General features: G+C 57.5%; 15 protein-coding genes. 14 read left to right on the forward strand and 1 reads right to left on the reverse strand.

The features are described 5' to 3' along the window. Positions 1-102 precede the first annotated feature (102 nt). The 11 genes from ACZ5EH_RS00600 (at position 103) to ACZ5EH_RS00650 (ending at position 13,343) form a co-directional block, all read left to right on the forward strand. Complete coding sequence (locus ACZ5EH_RS00600) at positions 103-1,488, forward strand: HD domain-containing phosphohydrolase (protein ID WP_464276203.1); 1,386 nt, start codon at positions 103-105, stop codon at positions 1,486-1,488. 5 nt (positions 1,489-1,493) lie between these two features. Then, entirely contained in the window at positions 1,494-2,885 is a 1,392-nt protein-coding gene (locus tag ACZ5EH_RS00605) for a sigma-54-dependent transcriptional regulator (RefSeq protein ID WP_464276204.1), read from the forward strand. A 110-nt stretch (positions 2,886-2,995) separates the two neighbouring features. Then, complete coding sequence (locus ACZ5EH_RS00610) at positions 2,996-3,928, forward strand: NAD(+)/NADH kinase (RefSeq protein ID WP_464276205.1); 933 nt, start codon at positions 2,996-2,998, stop codon at positions 3,926-3,928. Next, positions 3,925-5,694: an ARMT1-like domain-containing protein gene (locus ACZ5EH_RS00615; protein WP_464276206.1), complete on the forward strand. Its 1,770-nt coding sequence runs from the start codon at positions 3,925-3,927 to the stop codon at positions 5,692-5,694. The genes ACZ5EH_RS00610 and ACZ5EH_RS00615 overlap by 4 nt, the downstream gene beginning before the upstream one ends. A gap of 41 nt (positions 5,695-5,735) precedes the next feature. Continuing rightward, positions 5,736-6,389 (forward strand): DUF4254 domain-containing protein, encoded by a 654-nt coding sequence (locus ACZ5EH_RS00620; protein WP_464276207.1) that lies wholly within the window; start codon positions 5,736-5,738, stop codon positions 6,387-6,389. Positions 6,390-6,457: 68 nt separating this feature from the next. Next, on the forward strand, positions 6,458-7,891 hold the full coding sequence (gene gatB / locus ACZ5EH_RS00625) for an Asp-tRNA(Asn)/Glu-tRNA(Gln) amidotransferase subunit GatB (RefSeq protein ID WP_464276208.1): 1,434 nt from the start codon (positions 6,458-6,460) through the stop codon (positions 7,889-7,891). 14 nt (positions 7,892-7,905) lie between these two features. Further along, on the forward strand, positions 7,906-8,310 hold the full coding sequence (locus ACZ5EH_RS00630; RefSeq protein ID WP_464276209.1) for an SxtJ family membrane protein: 405 nt from the start codon (positions 7,906-7,908) through the stop codon (positions 8,308-8,310). Between the two features lie 171 nt (positions 8,311-8,481). Further along, positions 8,482-8,631 carry a DUF5989 family protein gene (locus ACZ5EH_RS00635; protein WP_464276210.1) on the forward strand — a complete coding sequence of 50 codons (150 nt, stop codon included), beginning with the start codon at positions 8,482-8,484 and terminating at the stop codon, positions 8,629-8,631. 17 nt (positions 8,632-8,648) lie between these two features. Further along, entirely contained in the window at positions 8,649-10,511 is a 1,863-nt protein-coding gene (locus tag ACZ5EH_RS00640; protein ID WP_464276211.1) for a carbamoyltransferase family protein, read from the forward strand. Between the two features lie 41 nt (positions 10,512-10,552). Continuing rightward, positions 10,553-11,614: an S-methyl-5-thioribose-1-phosphate isomerase gene (gene mtnA / locus ACZ5EH_RS00645; RefSeq protein WP_464276212.1), complete on the forward strand. Its 1,062-nt coding sequence runs from the start codon at positions 10,553-10,555 to the stop codon at positions 11,612-11,614. 19 nt (positions 11,615-11,633) lie between these two features. Beyond that, positions 11,634-13,343 (forward strand): ribosome biogenesis GTPase Der, encoded by a 1,710-nt coding sequence (locus ACZ5EH_RS00650; protein ID WP_464276213.1) that lies wholly within the window; start codon positions 11,634-11,636, stop codon positions 13,341-13,343. Between the two features lie 106 nt (positions 13,344-13,449). Here the strand turns inward: ACZ5EH_RS00650 and mnmM are convergent, their stop codons facing one another. Beyond that, a complete protein-coding gene (gene mnmM / locus ACZ5EH_RS00655) occupies positions 13,450-14,034 on the reverse strand; it encodes a tRNA 5-(aminomethyl)-2-thiouridylate-methyltransferase MnmM (protein WP_464276214.1) in 585 nt (194 codons plus the stop codon). 132 nt (positions 14,035-14,166) lie between these two features. Between mnmM and ACZ5EH_RS00660 the strand changes: the two genes are divergently transcribed. From ACZ5EH_RS00660 to ACZ5EH_RS00670, 3 genes are all read left to right on the forward strand, one after another. Continuing rightward, positions 14,167-15,156, forward strand: coding sequence for an MDR/zinc-dependent alcohol dehydrogenase-like family protein (locus tag ACZ5EH_RS00660; RefSeq protein ID WP_464276215.1), 990 nt, complete (start codon positions 14,167-14,169; stop codon positions 15,154-15,156). A 127-nt stretch (positions 15,157-15,283) separates the two neighbouring features. Beyond that, the gene (locus ACZ5EH_RS00665) at positions 15,284-15,619 is read left to right on the forward strand and encodes a hypothetical protein (RefSeq protein WP_464276216.1); all 336 of its coding nucleotides are present in this window, start codon (positions 15,284-15,286) and stop codon (positions 15,617-15,619) included. A gap of 149 nt (positions 15,620-15,768) precedes the next feature. After that, complete coding sequence (locus ACZ5EH_RS00670) at positions 15,769-16,695, forward strand: branched-chain amino acid transaminase (protein WP_464276217.1); 927 nt, start codon at positions 15,769-15,771, stop codon at positions 16,693-16,695. The last annotated feature ends 63 nt before the right edge of the window (positions 16,696-16,758 follow it).

Consider the following 16,758-nt stretch of genomic DNA (forward strand, 5'->3'; position numbering starts at 1 on the left):
TGCATGCCATAGCACATTAAGGCTATGCGTTGGTTCACGATTCAAGGATGCATTCTCCAATAGCCCCCCTGGGGGGCGTGCAAGAACCAGGTTCTTTTGCAAATGACCAAAGCCAATATTCTCATAGTCGAAGACGAACCCATCGTAGCCATGGATGTGCAACGCAGGTTGCAGCACCTGGGATACAATGCGCCCCATGTAGCCACCAGCGGGGAAGAGGCAGTGGAGCAGGCCAGGCTTTTGGCGCCGGCGCCGGACATCATCCTCATGGACATCATGCTGCCCGGCGAGATTGACGGCATCGAAGCCACTGCGCGCATACGCCAGCACTGCACCGTGCCGGTCATCTACCTTACCGCCTACGCCGACGAGGAAATTCTCGACCGCGCCAAAATAACCGAGCCCTTTGGCTACATCCTCAAGCCATTTGAGGACCGCGAACTCCAGACCTGTATAGAAATGGCGCTCTACAAGCACAAGATGGAGTGCCGCCTGCAGGAAAAGGAGCGCTGGCACACCACCACCCTCAATAGTATTGGCGACGCCGTTGTCTCTACAGATGAAGACGGCAACGTGCGCCTCATCAATCCGGTTGCAGAAAAGTTGTTGGGCATCATCCGCACCGAGGCGGTGGGCAAGCCATTCGACGAAATGATTCTGCTTTCCGATGAAAAAAGCGGCGAACGTCATTCCGGCCTCGTAAAAAAAGGACTGCAGCAAGGCTCCATGCGGGTCCAGGGCGCAATTCTGCCAGGAGCAAACGGGACCGCCGCCCGTGCCGTCGACGTAACCGTGTCTTCCATCCAGGCGGACCAGGCCAGCGCCGGCGGCGTTGTATTTGTGCTGCGCGACGTGACCCAGAGCCGCCAGTCCGAGGAGCAACTGCACAAGGCCTTTAGGAATCTGCGCAGAACTTTTGAGGAAACCGTTGCGGCCCTGGCCATGACGACAGAAAAACGCGACCCATATACGGCAGGGCACCAGCAACGCGTGGCCCAGCTTGCCAGCGCCATTGCAAGGCAATTGGGCCTGGAGGACGACCACATTGAAGGCGTGCGTGTCGCCGCTCTGCTGCATGATCTGGGTAAGATGTATATCCCCGCGGAGATACTTTCCAAGCCGACCCGGCTCAGCGACCTGGAGATGAGCATCATGAAAACCCACTCGGAAGCGGGGTATGACATCTTACAGGGGATTTCCTTTCCCTGGCCTGTGGCAGAAATAGTGCTGCAGCATCACGAGCGCCTGGACGGTTCGGGCTATCCGCGGGGTCTCGCGGACGGGCAAATCCTGCAGGAAGCCAAGATCATCATGGTGGCGGATGTGGTGGAAGCCATGTCCTCCCACCGCCCTTACCGCGCAGCGCTTGGACTGGATATTGCGCTGGGAGAAATCACAAAAAACAAGGGGAACATATATGATCCCCTGGCTGTGGATGCCTGCCTGCACCTCTTCCAGGACAGAGACTTCACCTTTACGAACGTGTAAAAGCCATGGCTGAACATATTCTGATTGTTGACGATGAAGAAGGCATTCGCCTTTCCCTGCGCGGCATCCTGGAAGACGAAGGGTATCATGTCTCCGAGGCCGGCAGCGGTGAACAGGCTCTCGAACAGGTGGCAAGCGCACATCCAGACCTTATGCTTTTGGACATCTGGCTCCCCGGCAAGGACGGACTTGAAGTGCTGGAGACAGTACGCAGCCGCGATGCCGCGCCTCAGGTGGTGATGATTTCCGGCCACGGCAGCATAGAAACCGCAGTCAACGCCATAAAAAAAGGTGCGTTCGACTTCATCGAAAAGCCCCTTTCCCTGGAAAAAGTCGTCATTACCGTGAACAAAGCCCTGAAGTTCCAGGAACTGCAACGGGAAAATCAGGCTTTGAAGCGTTCCCTGCGCGACACTGGCGCCCAGGCCCCCACCGGGAGCTCCACCGCCATCCAGGACCTGCGTCGCCAGATAGAGCAGGTCGCCCCAACCGAGGCATGGGTGCTGATCACAGGTGAAAACGGCACGGGCAAAGAGATCGTGGCGCGCTCCATCCACCGTAAAAGCCGACGCAATGAAAAACCCATGGTGGCTGTCAACTGCGCCGCCATCCCCGAAGAACTCATTGAAAGCGAACTGTTTGGGCACGAAAGGGGCGCTTTCACGGGCGCGGACGCCCCCCATACGGGAAAGTTCGAAATGGCCCACAAAGGCACCCTGTTTCTGGACGAAATAGGCGACATGAGCCTGAAGACCCAGGCAAAGATCTTGCGTATTCTCCAGGAGCAAAGCTTTGAACGCGTGGGCGGCCGCCGCAGCATCAGCGTGGACGTACGCGTCATAGCCGCCACCAACAAAAATCTGGAAGAAGAAATCAGGGGCGGCAACTTCCGCGAAGACCTCTACTACCGGCTCAAGGTCTTCCCCCTGGAAGTGCCCCCGCTACGCCGCCGGCCAGATGACCTGCCCCTGTTCATCGAGGAATTCGGCCAGACCCTGGCCAGGGAGCACGGCTTCAAGCCCCTGCGATTTTCCCCGGAAGCCCTGGAAGCGCTGGCCCGTTACCCATGGCCCGGCAATGTGCGAGAACTCAAAAATTTTGTGGAGCGCATGCACATCCTACATCCAGGTGGAGAAGTGACCCCCGCGGACCTGCCTCCTGAATTCGGCGCCAGATTGCAAACAAATGTGGAAGATAAAGAAGGAAGCGAAATACCTTTGTCTCCTGACATTCCGGATGACTTCAAGGCCGCGCGCCAGGCCTTTGAGGCCCGTTTCCTGGAAGCCAAGCTCAAGGAATACGGGGGGAGCGTTTCGGCACTGGCCGAGGCCATCAACCTTGAACGCAGCTACCTCTACCGCAAACTCAAAACGCACGGGATATCCTCGGGAGAGTGACCTTACACGGACGCATCTTCCTTTCCAGGACACACACCCAATAAAGAGACGGCAAATGGGTAAGCATATCGCCTTGAATCCCCAACGGGTTTAGACTACATGATCTCCCCATGGCGCACGCAATCAATTCAGTTCTGCTGATTACCAAGGCCGAGGATTCCCGGGCACACAAACTTGGGAACGAGATGGTCACCTGGCTCAAAGAGCGCGGTGTGGCCGTGCGTCAGGTGGAAAACCCAGAAAGCCGCGCGGCTCTGGAGCTTGCATTTGACGACGCCGTGCAGGACATAGGGCCTGAACCCGACCTGGTTTTGGTCTTGGGGGGCGACGGCACCATGCTCAGCGTGGCCCGCAGGCTGCAATGCATGGCCCCGCTCCTGGGCGTGAACCTGGGCAAGGTCGGTTTCCTTACCGAGCTTTGCCCCACCAATTGGAAAAACGCCCTGGCCGAAGTCATCAAAAACGGGGTCCAGATAAGCGAGCGCCTGGCCCTGGAGTTTGAAGTTCTGCGTGAGAACCATGACAAGCCGCTCTTCCAGGGGCGCGTCATCAACGACCTGGTGGTTTCCCGCGGCGCACTGGCCAGACTGGTGCCCATAGACGTCACGGTGGATGGCGAGCACATGGCCCTTGTGCGTTCAGACGGTTTCATAGTTTCTACGCCCACAGGCGCAACGGGGTATGGCGTATCGGCCAACGGCCCCATGTTGCACCCTGCTCTGCAGGCATACAGCCTCACCGCCATTTGCCCCTTTATGCGAGAATTCAATCCGCTGGTGCTGCCCCAGGAGGCCGTGCTGGAACTGAAAATCCTCGCCACCACAGCCGACATATACCTGACCATGGACGGTCAGGAAGGCTATCGCCTCGAATGTGGCGACATCGTGCGCATCCGCCGTGCGGAAAAGGGCTTCTGCATAGTTAGGCTCGGGGGCGCAAGCTACTTTGCCACACTCAGGGCCAAAGGCTTTGTGCGCGAAACCATGCCCGGCGAAGCAGCCGCGCACGGATGCGCAGGGGGCGGAGAGGAGGCAGCATCATGACCAAAAGCTCCGAGTGTATGCCGGACATGCACGACATCCGTTCGGCAAGCGACCTGCGCTTTGGCAATGACCCCCAGTTGGATGCCTGGGTGCTGCATTTCATGACGGAAAACAACCTCGAGTACCTGCTGAACCCCTTTTTGAACGCCTCGCCCGAACAGTTGCGCTTTATGGTGGCCATGGATGAGGACCAGATCTACGCCCCCTGTTCCGATGAGGTGTTCCGCGGTCTGCTGGCGGCCGAAGCTCCCCCGGAATTGCTGCAGTCCTACGAAACGGTCTGGCGCGTTGTGGAGCGACTCATCGAACAGAATATCGAAGACCGCTACATGCGCCAGCGCATCCGGATTCTCTGCCGCCACCGCTATAATCTCGTAAAGGATTCACACATTGTGATTCCTTCTCGGCTGATGAAGCGACTGGCCAGCATCGTCCTGACCCAGAGCGGCCTGCAGGACCCCTATCGGGAGCGCAAGAAACTCCACAACCAACGCGTGGAAAATTTTATACACAGCCCCATGTTCGACCGCGTGGTTTCGGTGTGCCACGAGCACGCCCATTGCGGCAGAATCGAAGACCTGCGCTGGGAACTGGACCTCATGGAATTGCAACGGCTGTTCGTTCTTTCCGGCTGGGGCGCCATCTGGCACGGGGGAGAAGAACCGCCTGCCATTGAAGCCATGGAAAAAGAATGCGGCCGCCCTTTTCATGGTGCGGAACACCTGACGACCACCCTTGGCCCTGGCAGCGGTGGGCCCAAAAAGATTCTCTACATTCCGCGCACGAGCGGCGCCGTGATGTTCGATATCCTCATCGCCAAAACCCTTCTCCGCCTCGGGCATCAGGTCATAATGGCCCTGAAGGAAGGGTTCTACTTTCAGGCGCCGGCCCTGTGGGACATGGAGCATGACCCCGCCCTTTCAAGAGCCCTGGCCGACGCCTATGTGCTGGCAGAAGACCGCGTCAGCAAAAATAAGCTGTTGCGCTTGCTCCGCGAACACCGTTTTGTCGTCATTTCCGACGGCACGGTGGAGCGCCTGAATCTCTACCGTGTCAACGTCACGTTTGCCCGCGCATGGAAAGAGGCAGACCTCATCATTACCAAAGGGCACTCCAACGTACGCCGGTTCATCGAGTGCGATCATCAGTTCACACGCGATATTCTCTGCCTGCAACGTCGCTTCAATCGCGAGTGTGAGGTTCTTTTCAAACCCAGGCCAGACTCCCTGCGTAAAATCACGGAGCAGGACCTGCGCACCAAGTCTGAGCAGATCATCCGGAGCATGCGCCAGGCCAAACAGGAAGGCGACACCGTAATGTTCTACAGCGCCATTGTAGGCTCCATCCCCGGCGAAACATCCACAGCAATCAAGGTGTTGAACACCTTTGTGGATCACCTGCGCAAAAAGCTGGACGGCACTTTTATCATCAACCCGGCCGAACATTTTGAACCCGGCATGGATGGTGACGACCTGATGTATATGTGGGAGCGCGTGCAGCGGTCCGGCCTGTTGGACGTTTGGCGATTTCAGACCGTGAACGACATCGAGCGCAGCTTTGATTTGATGGGCGAAAAAGTGCCCTCTTTATGGTCAGGCAAGGACAGCACCTACTCCACAGGGTGCACCAAGGAGATGAAAATCGCTTTGGACATGCAGTCGCGCCAGCCTGAATTACAGATAATTGGCCCCAGCCCGGACAAATTTTTCCGCCGGCGCGATTATGGCGTAGGCAAATACTTTGACGCGGGCATCGAATACCAGTAGGAGCTTCCAGCTACCTGCACATCCATTCGGTACTATACAGTATGCAGCACACTACCTCTCCTCAGGCCAAGGCGATGGAAAACGCTTTGTGCGAATGCTTCCAGGCATTTGCACACCATGTCGCCGCATGGCACACAAACGAGCCTGAAGTTCCGGAAACGCCCGACGCAGAGACGGCGTTCCTCCACCAGGCTTTGACCGTGCATCTTTCAAATTTCAAACTCTGGCATCTGGAAGATGAAGCCAGGCGCGACGACATGGGCCCTGAGCATGTGGCCCGCTGCAAACGCGCCATCGACGCCATGAACCAGCGCCGCAACGACGGCATAGAGCGTCTTGACGCGCGTCTGGAGTCCCTGATAGCGTCCTTTCTTCCGCCGGAGACCCCCTGCCGCTACAATACCGAAACCATGGGCAGCGGGCTGGACAGGCTTTCCATTCTGTATTTGAAGATGTATCACATGCAGGCAGAAACCGAACGCCAGGACGCCTTGCCGGAGCACATTGCGCGTTGTCGCGACAAACACGCATTGCTCATCCGACAGCGTGACGATTTGCAACGCAGCCTGCTGGAATTGCTTGGAGACTATGCCTGCGGGTTAAAACGCCCCATGATCTATCGCCAGTTCAAAATGTACAACGACCCGAGCACCAACCCGGCGCTTTACGGCCAGGGGCAGAAATCGGACCAATGATGCGACGCGCCGCGCCAGGAACGGGTATTGCCCGGAATCCCTCTCGCGGCCCAAGTGAAGGAACTAGCATGGCCAGTTACGAAACCGTGATCGGACTAGAAGTGCACGCGCAATTGCTCACGCAGTCAAAGCTGTTCTGCGGCTGCTCCACCAAATTCGGCAATGATCCCAACTCCAACGTATGTGAGGTTTGCACAGGGCAGCCTGGCGTATTGCCCGTGCTCAACCGTCGCGCCGTGGAATACGCGTGCAAAATGGCCCTAGCCGTGGACTGCACCGTGAACCCTTCGTCGGTGTTTGCGCGCAAGAACTATTTCTACCCGGACCTGCCGAAGGGCTATCAGATATCGCAGTACGAAGAGCCCCTGGCGGAGCATGGCCACCTTGATATAGAAACGGCTGCCGGGGCAAAGCGCGTCGGCATCCTGCGCATCCACATGGAGGATGACGCGGGCAAAAGCATCCATTCCCAGACGGAAAACGCCAGCTATGTTGATCTGAACCGCTCCGGCGTGCCCCTCATTGAAATAGTTTCCGACCCGGACATGCGCAGCCCGGAAGAAGCGGTGGCCTACTTAAAGGGCCTGCACTCCATCCTGGTGTACCTGGGCATTTGCGACGGCAACATGGAGGAAGGCAGCTTCCGGTGCGACGCCAACATTTCCCTGCGCCCCTTTGGGCAAGAGGAATTCGGCACACGCACCGAACTGAAAAACATGAACTCCTTCCGCCACGTGCAGAAAGGGTTGGAATACGAAGTGGAGCGCCAGCGCGACCTGTTGGAGGACGGCGAAAAGGTCGTGCAGGAAACCAGGCTCTATGATGCTGACAAGAACGCGACCTTTTCCATGCGCGGCAAGGAAGAAGCCCACGACTACCGCTATTTCCCGGACCCTGATCTGGTCCCCGTGATGATCGAATCCGACTGGCTGGAGCGTTGGCAGAGCGAACTGCCGGAACTGCCACGCGAGCGTGAGCAACGTTTTGTGGAAGATTACGGTCTGCCTGCTGCGGACGCCGCCCTGCTGACGGCGGAGCGGGACCTGGCAGACTATTTCGAGGAAGCCATCAAAAGTTTTGATGCGCCCAAGAAAATTGCCAACTGGATGATGACCGAATTTCTTCGTGAAATACACGCTTGCAACGGCAAAGCAACGGAATGCGCCATGGGGCCGGAGAAGTTGGCGGCCCTGGTGAAGCTGGTTGAAGACGGTGTCATCAGCGGCAAAATCGGCAAACAAATCTTTCCGAACCTTTTTTCGAGCGGCGCCGAGCCCAAGTCCTACATCGAAGAAAAAGGCCTGGTCCAGATTTCCGATTCTTCTGAGCTTGAAGGGGCGGTGCAGGAAGTGCTGGACGCCAGCCCCGACGAGGTTGCCGCCTACAAAGGGGGCAAGACCAAGCTCATGGGCTTTTTTGTGGGGCAGGTGATGAAAAAGACGAAGGGAAAAGCCAATCCCGCACTGGTGAACCAGATACTCAAGCAAAAACTTGAAGGCTAAAAAAGAGAGCGCTCATGGCCAACGATTGTAAACCCGGCTTTTTCTCGCGCCCGACGAAGGACCAATGCAAGGACGCGGGCATGGCCCTTGTGCTCGTGGGGCTCATTGCCTTTCAGATCACAAAGCAGAGCTGGCTGATGCCGGCGCTCATCGTGGTTGTGTTGCTGCTCATGATCCGCCCCACATTATTCCGGTTTTTTGCAGCTCTCTGGTTTGGCCTGTCCGAACTTATGGGCACAGTAATGTCCAAAGTGATCCTGACCCTCGTGTTTTTTCTGGTGGTCACGCCCATTGCATTGTTTCGCCAATTTACAGGCGCAGACGCCATGGGCCTTAAAAAATGGAAAAAAGATCAGGGTTCCGTGTTCCATGAGCGTAACGTAACTGTTGCTGCCCAAGACCTGGAAAATATGTTCTAGACCGTCTTGGACGGAACCGAAGAATACCGTTTGTGGCGCACCGCACCTGAGCGTGCTCCCTTATGAAGAAATAGCACGTTTGCAACCGTATACGCCCATTTCAAAAGGGGGGGCGGCAATGGCATCCGGACCGGATACCCCGACAAGTTGCCGCGAACTTGGAGAGAAGCAATGGATTTTCTGCGTGACTTGTGGAAGTTTTTGAAAGTGAGGAAAAAATTCTGGCTGCTGCCGGCCATTCTCACGCTGCTCTTTTTCGGCGTACTCATAGTGCTTACCAGCGGCTCCGCCGTAGCGCCGTTCATTTACACCATCTTCTAAAGAAGAAGGACGTCCGCATGGCTAAAGCCGTACTCGGCCTCTCGGCATTCTATCACGATAGCGCCGCCGCCCTCATCATTGGCGGTGAAATCATTGCTGCCGCCCATGAAGAGCGCTTTACCCGCAAGAAGCATGATGCCTCTTTTCCGATCAATGCGGCGCGTTTTGTCATGGAGGAAGCGGGCTTGAGGCCTGCAGACCTGGATGCTGTCGCCTTTTACGACAAGCCCTACCTGAAATTCGAACGCCTGCTCGAGACCTATCACGCCTTTGCCCCCCGGGGACTACGCAGCTTTCTTTCTGCCATGCCTGTATGGATCAAGGAAAAGCTGTTCATGAAAAAAATGCTCAAGGAAGAATTGGCCAAACTGGGCCCAGGCGAACCGCCCCTTTTCTTTCCGGAGCATCACCTTTCCCACGTTGCCAGCGCCTTTTACCCATCGCATTTTGAAGACGCAGCCATCCTTACGGTGGATGGCGTAGGCGAATGGGCCACCACAACCATTGGCCACGGCAAGGGCAAAGACATCACCATCCTCAAGCAGCTCGACTTCCCACACTCCCTGGGGCTGCTTTACTCGGCCTTCACCTATTATACGGGGTTCAAGGTCAACTCCGGAGAGTACAAACTCATGGGCCTTGCGCCTTACGGCAATCCGGAAAGTGAAAACACCAGGCGTTGGAAACAATGCATCCTGGATGAGCTGATAGACCTGCGTGAAGACGGTTCTCTGCTCTTGAACATGGATTACTTCGACTTTGCCACGGGTCTGCGCATGTGCAGGGACAAGAAGTTCGCCGCACTTTTTGGCATTCCCCGTCGCCAGCCTGAGTCTGAAATAACCCAACCTTACATGGACATGGCCCTGGCCATCCAGGAAATAACCGAGGATGTCGTCTTTCGCCTGGCCCGGACCACACGCGAACTCACCGGCAGCAAGAACCTTGTCATGGCCGGTGGCGTCGCCCTCAACTGTGTTGCAAACGGTAAACTGCAACGCAGCCGCATCTTTGATGACATCTGGATTCAGCCCGCTGCAGGCGATGCTGGCGGCGCTCTGGGCGCTGCCCTGGCCGCCCACCATATAGCACTGGGGCAGATGCGCCGCCCCCCCGAAACCATGGACGCCATGCAAGGCTCCTACCTGGGGCCCTTTTACGGAGAAGGCTACGTTCTGCGCCTTCTGCGCCGGCACAAGGCCGTGGCAACAAAGTATGAATCCTTTTCCGAGCTGTGCGCCAAGGTCGCCCAGCATCTGGAGACCGGCGCAGCCATCGGCTGGTTTCAGGGGCGCATGGAATGGGGGCCGCGAGCACTGGGCAACCGCAGCATCCTTGGGGATCCCCGTGATCCTGAGATGCAAAAGAAGCTCAACCTGAAAATCAAGTATCGAGAAGGCTTCCGCCCCTTTGCTCCCTCTGTGCTGGCGGAAGACGCAGAAGAATATTTTGGTCTCGAAGGCGCGGCCTCGCCCTATATGCTGCTGGTGGCGCCCGTGCAGGAAGCCAGGCGCAATCCGCTGCCGGATGGCTACGAGGACATGGAGATGTGGCAACGGCTGTACCACCAGCGTTCAGACATCCCGGCCGTGACCCATGTGGACTATTCCGCGCGTATTCAGACCGTGCACAAGGAAACCAATCCCCGCTATCATCAGTTGTTACGCGCCTTCAAGGAGCGCACCGGCTGCGGCCTGGTGGTCGACACCAGCTTCAATGTCCGCGGCGAGCCCATTGTGTGTACGCCGGAAGACGCCTACCGCTGCTTCATGCGTACGGAAATGGACCACCTTGTCATTGGCAACCATCTTTTCAGCAAGGCCGACCAGCCGGCCTGGAGTGAGGAAGGTGACTGGCGCGACGAGTACGAGCTCGATTAGCGCCCCTTGCCCTGCTAACCAAAGCAAAGGAATTTACCGTCATGGAACACCATATCCAATTCGATGCCGCCACCGGCAACCTTGTACTGCTCGACCAGCGCTATCTCCCCACACGCGAGGACTGGTTCGTCTGCTCCAATACCGAGGAGACCATCTACGCGCTGCAGGTCATGGTAGTACGCGGCGCCCCTGCCATTGGCGTTACCGCAGCGTATGGCTGCTATCTGGCAGCCCGGGAAGCCCTGAATGGGGGCGGAGAAGGTGACGCCGGCAAAAAGCTGCTGGAAGAAAAGCTGACCGCGCTGGAAAACGCTCGCCCCACAGCTGTGAACCTGCGTTGGGGCGTGGAGCAAATGCGCCAGGCAAAAGCGGATGCCGAGAAGGACAACCCCGCGCTGACACTGGCCGCCCTGGTGGAGCTGTGGCTGGAACTGGCCAAGAAGATGCACGCCGAAGACATCGCCATCTGTAAAGAAATCGGTAAGCACGGGGGCGCGCTCATCGATGAAGGCGACACCGTCATGACCCATTGCAATGCGGGCGCACTGGCCACTGCTGGCTACGGCACAGCCCTGGGCGTTATCCGCGGCGCCGTGGACCAAGGCAAAAAAGTTTCCGTCATTGCCAATGAAACCCGCCCTTTTTTGCAGGGCGCGCGGCTTACCGCCTATGAGCTCCATGTGGACGGGATTCCCGTACGCATAGCCTGCGATAACGCCTGTGGCCTGTTGATGCGCAAAGGACTGGTGCAAAAGGTGGTTGTGGGTGCTGACCGCATTGCCGCCAATGGCGACGCCGCCAACAAGATCGGCACCTATTCCGTCGCCATCCTGGCCAAAGAACACGGCGTGCCCTTTTACGTGGCTGCGCCGCTTTCGACCATTGACCGTCGCACCCCCACTGGTGACCTGATTCCCATTGAGGAACGCACCCCCCGTGAAGTGACCCACGTTGGCGAGACCTGCATCTGCCCTGAAGGCGTGCCGGTATTCAACTACGCCTTCGACGTGACGCCGAACGAGCTCATCGCCGGCATCGTAACCGAAAAGGGCGTGCTGCGCCCTCCTTATACTGAAAGCATCGCCAAGGCTTTCGGCGAATAACACAGGCAAAGGGCTTCCCATGAAAAGACCTCTGGTCGCGCTTATCGGCCGTCCCAATGTGGGCAAGTCCACGCTTTTCAACCGTTTGCTACGGGGGCGCAGGGCTCTGACCCATGACCGCCCTGGTGTTACCCGTGACCGCATGTACGGCACGGTGCGCCGCGCCGGTGCGAACTTTGACATGGTGGATACAGGCGGCATTCTGCTGGATGATTCCGGAGCCCCCCAGGAAGGACCGCAAGGCCTGCGCGGCTTTGAGCGTGAAGTGCTGCAACAGGCGGAAGAAGCCATGGCCGAGGCCCATGCCATCGCACTTGTCGTGGATGCGCGCGAAGGCCTCTCTCCTCTGGACCAGCGCCTTGCCCAACGTGTGCGCCAAAGCGACAAGCCTGTGCTGCTTGTGGTCAACAAGGTGGACGGTAGTGAGCAGGAAGACCTGCTCTTGAGCGACTTCTACGCGCTTGGCCTTGATATGCTTCCCGTCTCCGCCGAACACGGCTACCGCCTGGACGACATGGTGGAGGAGCTGGAGCAGCGGGTAAACGCTTATCTTGAAGCACACCCCGACGCCCTGACACCCGACAAGGAAGCCGGGCCGGACCGCCCCTTGCGTTTGGCCATGCTGGGGCGCCCCAATGCCGGTAAAAGCTCCATTGTCAATAAGATTCTGGGAGAAAACCGGATGATCGTCAGCGAAATTGCGGGCACCACCCGTGATAGCGTGGATGTCACCGTTGATATCCCCCTCTCGCCGGAGGATCTGGAGTGTGACGAGCCGGATGTGCCCGAAACGCTGTCGGAAGAAGACTTCCCCTCCGAAATGCTCGATGCAGAGGCTGGAGACATCGCCACGTTGGAATTTGGCGAAGATGCCGCGGCCCTCTACGATACTGCGGCTGATAGCGACGATCATAACGACGTTGGTCACGACGACGATTACGACGACGATTACGACGATAACCGCGACGAGACCATCGATGCGGCTAAAAATACCGACGGTGCCGAAGGCGACGATACTGCCGCCGAAGGTGAAGAAACTTCGGACGCGGCCTGTTCGCCCCGCCCTGAGGTGCGACGCTACACCTTTGTGGACACCGCGGGCGTGCGTCGGCGTACGCGCATAGACGACCCTGTGGAGCGTTTCAGTGTCCAGGCCGCCCTCGCCAGTAGCAGACGCGCTGAAGTGACCTTCTTTGTCATCGACGCCACACAAGGCGTGACCACGCAGGACAAGAAGCTCATCTCCTACCTGGACCGCGAAAAAACAGCCTTCATCGTGCTTATCAACAAGATGGACCTGGTGCCCCGTACTGCGCGCAAGCAGGCGGAAAAGAATTTTCGCGATGCGCTGCGCCTCTGTCCCCACGTGCCGGTAAAGTTTGTCTCTGCGCTCACAGGCAGAGGGCTAGGCGGACTGTTGCGCCTGGCAGAAAGGCTCTACGCCTCCTGTGGCGTCCGCGTCTCCACGGGGCTACTCAACCGCGTCATGGCCGAAGCGCTTGGGCGCCATCAACCGCCCGTGGTCAAACGCAGGCGCGCCAAATTCTATTATCTGACACAGGCGGACACCTACCCGCCGACATTCGTCTTCTTTGTCAACGACCCCGACAGGGTGCTGCCCTCCTATGCCCGCTATCTGGAAAACCAGTTGCGCAAGCTCGCAGGTATCCAGTATGCGCCCATCCGTGTTCACTTCCGCCAGAGCGGCGACCGCTGGGGCTCCAAGTAAAAGATAAAAATCTATTGGGGTGGGTATCCTTGGGGGGAAGAACGTATGAAAATGTTCTTTCTCCCAAGCCCCCTTTTGCCAACCCTCTTTATCTAAATAATACCCCTCACCCACTCTTCTTTACACAGTAAAGCACGATAGGGCTGCCGGGTTTGTTCACCAGCTCGTAGCGCAGGACTCTGGCCTGCTTGATATCCAGCTTCGCGCACCATTGGGCGACGGACGCGCCCTCTTCATGCCCGCCGGCGTGCCCCAGATAGCAGACAATGGTGCAAACCCCCGACGGCGCAAGCAGGGCAAACGCGGCATCCAGCGCGGTCAGAGTGGTTTCCGGCCTTGTAATCAAGGGCGTTTCACCTTCTTCCGTGCCAGGCAAATATCCCAGATTGAACATCGCGGCGCCGACTTTCCCATGCAGCAGGGGCGGTACAACTTCGGCCATCCGCTCATGCCCCACCAAATGCAGGTGCGCAGTCAGGTTGTTGGCGGCAAGCCTTTCACGGGTGGCGTCCAGGGCGCTTTGCTGCACGTCAAAAGCATGCACCTGCCCATCACTGCCAACTGTCTGCGCCAAAAAAAGCGTATCGTGGCCGTTGCCTGCCGTGGCGTCCACGGCAATACCACCAGGCTGCAGAACTTCCCGAACTGCCCGCCGCGCAAATTCAAGAACCGGCGCCAAAATGCTGCTCATGTATTCTCCTCCATCTGGAACAAGAGGATAGCTACCTGAAATCGTCATCACGCGCCATGGACAGCATTCCGCTTTTTCCTGTAGCCTCCTCATGTATGCGAGAAGCATGAACACCAACCGGGAGGATGACCGATGCAGGTTGCGTACTTTGAAAAGGGAGAAATAACACTGAAAGAACGCCCCATGCCGGAACCCAAGGCAGGGTGGGCGCTCCTTGAAGTACGCATGGCCGGCATCTGTAACACTGATGTGGAGCTGCAGGCCGGGTACTACGGCTTTTCCGGCATCCCTGGGCACGAATTGGTGGCAAAGGTAATACGCGCGGGGGCAAGCGACGACGCGCCCCATTTGTTGGGGAAACGCGTGGTGGTGGACATCAATTACGCCTGCGGGCAATGCAGCTTTTGCGCCCGGGATCAACAACGCCACTGCCCTACCAGAACCGTACTAGGCATTGTAAATCAAGACGGTTGCTTTGCCGAATACTGTCTGGCGCCCGTTGCAAACCTGGTGGAGCTGCCTGAGAGCCTGCCGGACGAAGAGGCCGTCTTTGCGGAGCCCTTGGCCGCCGCCTTGGAAATCGGGCAGCAGGTGCACCTTACCGGTAAAACCAGACTGCTGGTGGTGGGAGACGGCAAGCTGGGGCTGCTCATCGCTCTGGGACTGCGCTTTGCGTGCCCTTCCCTGATATTGGCAGGCCGCCACGAAGACAAGCTGGCCATCGCTTCCCTGGCTGGCGTCGCAACGGCAAAAGTTCCGGCGCAGGGGGGCATCCCCACCCTGTCCAAAGAGCTGGGGCGCTTTGACGTGGTGGTGGAAGCGAGCGGCAAAGCCCAGACAATACAACAGGTTCTCGACCTGGTACGACCGGAGGGCACTATCGTCGCCAAAACCACTTCCCATGACACCAGTTCCATCGACATGGCGCGGGTTGTGGTGGACGAAATCAACATTGTGGGTTCGCGCTGTGGCGATATTGCCTTAGCCGTGCCCTACCTGGCCAATCGCTGGGTGGATGTGCGCCCCCTGATTGAAAACATCTACCCATTTTCCGCGTTCACAACGGCATTCGAGCATGCACTGCGACCGGGCGCCAAAAAGATACTATTGGATTTCAAATAGATATCCCTGATACCAAATCGTCACAGCATCGACCAACTGCCGACGAGAAACCCCACTACGCCCGCGGTAAATATACAGCGACTGCATTTGCAGCCAGTTTTCTTCCGTAAAACAAAAGGGGCGTATCATGGGCAACAGCAACGGTTTTTTCTACAACCAGACATTCCGGGCTTATGCCAGGTGCCACACCGGGGAAGTGCACGCTTCTTCCGGTAAAAGTGTTGCCGACATCATCCACATCTCTCCATACGACGCTCGCCTGCGCTTGCAAGACGAAAGCAGGTACGACCTGGGCAGCGTGCTGGAGCTGCACGTGCAGCCCAAGCTCGATGCCACGCCGTGCATGCGACACAGCATAGCAGCAAAGGCCTCCGTGAACTGGATTCATGGCAATGAACTGGGGCTTTTATTCCCCATGCCGTTGGAACTGGGCACCAAGGAATTGCAAGAGCTCCTGGATTAACATCTTAACCCTCTTTACCCATTGATTTTTGCAGTCTTGCTTGACCTGCTTCTGCGCTTGATTTAGCGTATCCCGCTACGCAAGCGTATTGGCTGGCACGGTGCCTCTATTTGTTTCTATATGCTCGCAAGACCGCAACGAGGGTTAGTATGGTCCAGGAAAGCGAATTTATATGGTTTGACGGCAAACTGGTTCCCTGGGGCGAAGCCAAGGTTCACGTTCTGACGCATACGCTGCACTATGGCGTTTCCGCGTTCGAAGGCATCCGCTCTTACAAATGCGCTGACGGTTCCTCCGCCGTATTCCGCCTGAAGGAACACGTACATCGTCTTTTCCTCAGCGCTCACATCGCAAATTTCAAAATTCCCTTTACCGAACAGGAAATCAGCGACGCCATTGTTGAGACCCTGAAAGCCAATAAGATGGATTCCGGCTACATCCGGCCCATCAGTTTTATCGGCTACGGGAATATGGGCGTGCATCCCGGTGACAACCCCATCCAGACCATTATCGCCACCTGGCCTTGGGGCGCCTACCTTGGTGAGGAAGCTTTGGAAAAGGGCATCCGCGTCAAGACTTCGAGCTTCAACCGTCACCACGTGAACGTGATGATGACCAAGGGCAAGATCTCGGGCAACTACGTCAACTCCGTGCTGGCGAAGACCGAAGTTGTTGCCGACGGGTACGACGAAGCCCTGATGCTCGACGTCAACGGGTATGTTTCTGAAGCCTCGGGCGAGAACATCTTCATCGTTCGCAACGGCATCATCAAAACCACGCCGCTGACCTCCATCCTCGAAGGCATCACCCGCCACAGCCTGATCACGGTTGCCGAGGACATGGGATACAAGGTCGTGGAGCAGCAGTTCACCCGTGACGAATTGTACAGTGCGGACGAAGCCTTCTTCTGCGGCACTGCAGCCGAACTGACCCCCATCCGCGAGGTAGACCGCCGCACCATCGGCGAGGGACACGCCGGCCCCATAACCAAGGAATTGCAAAAGCGTTTCTTCAAGGTGGTAGAAGGCGCAGACCCTGCCTACAAGCAGTGGCTGCAGACTTACACCCTTGATTAGTTCCCCCTCATTCGGGTACTGAAGAATACCGCGACATCATGCTGCGCGGGCTTCGCCACAACG

This window comes from Desulfovibrio biadhensis (assembly GCF_055388615.1).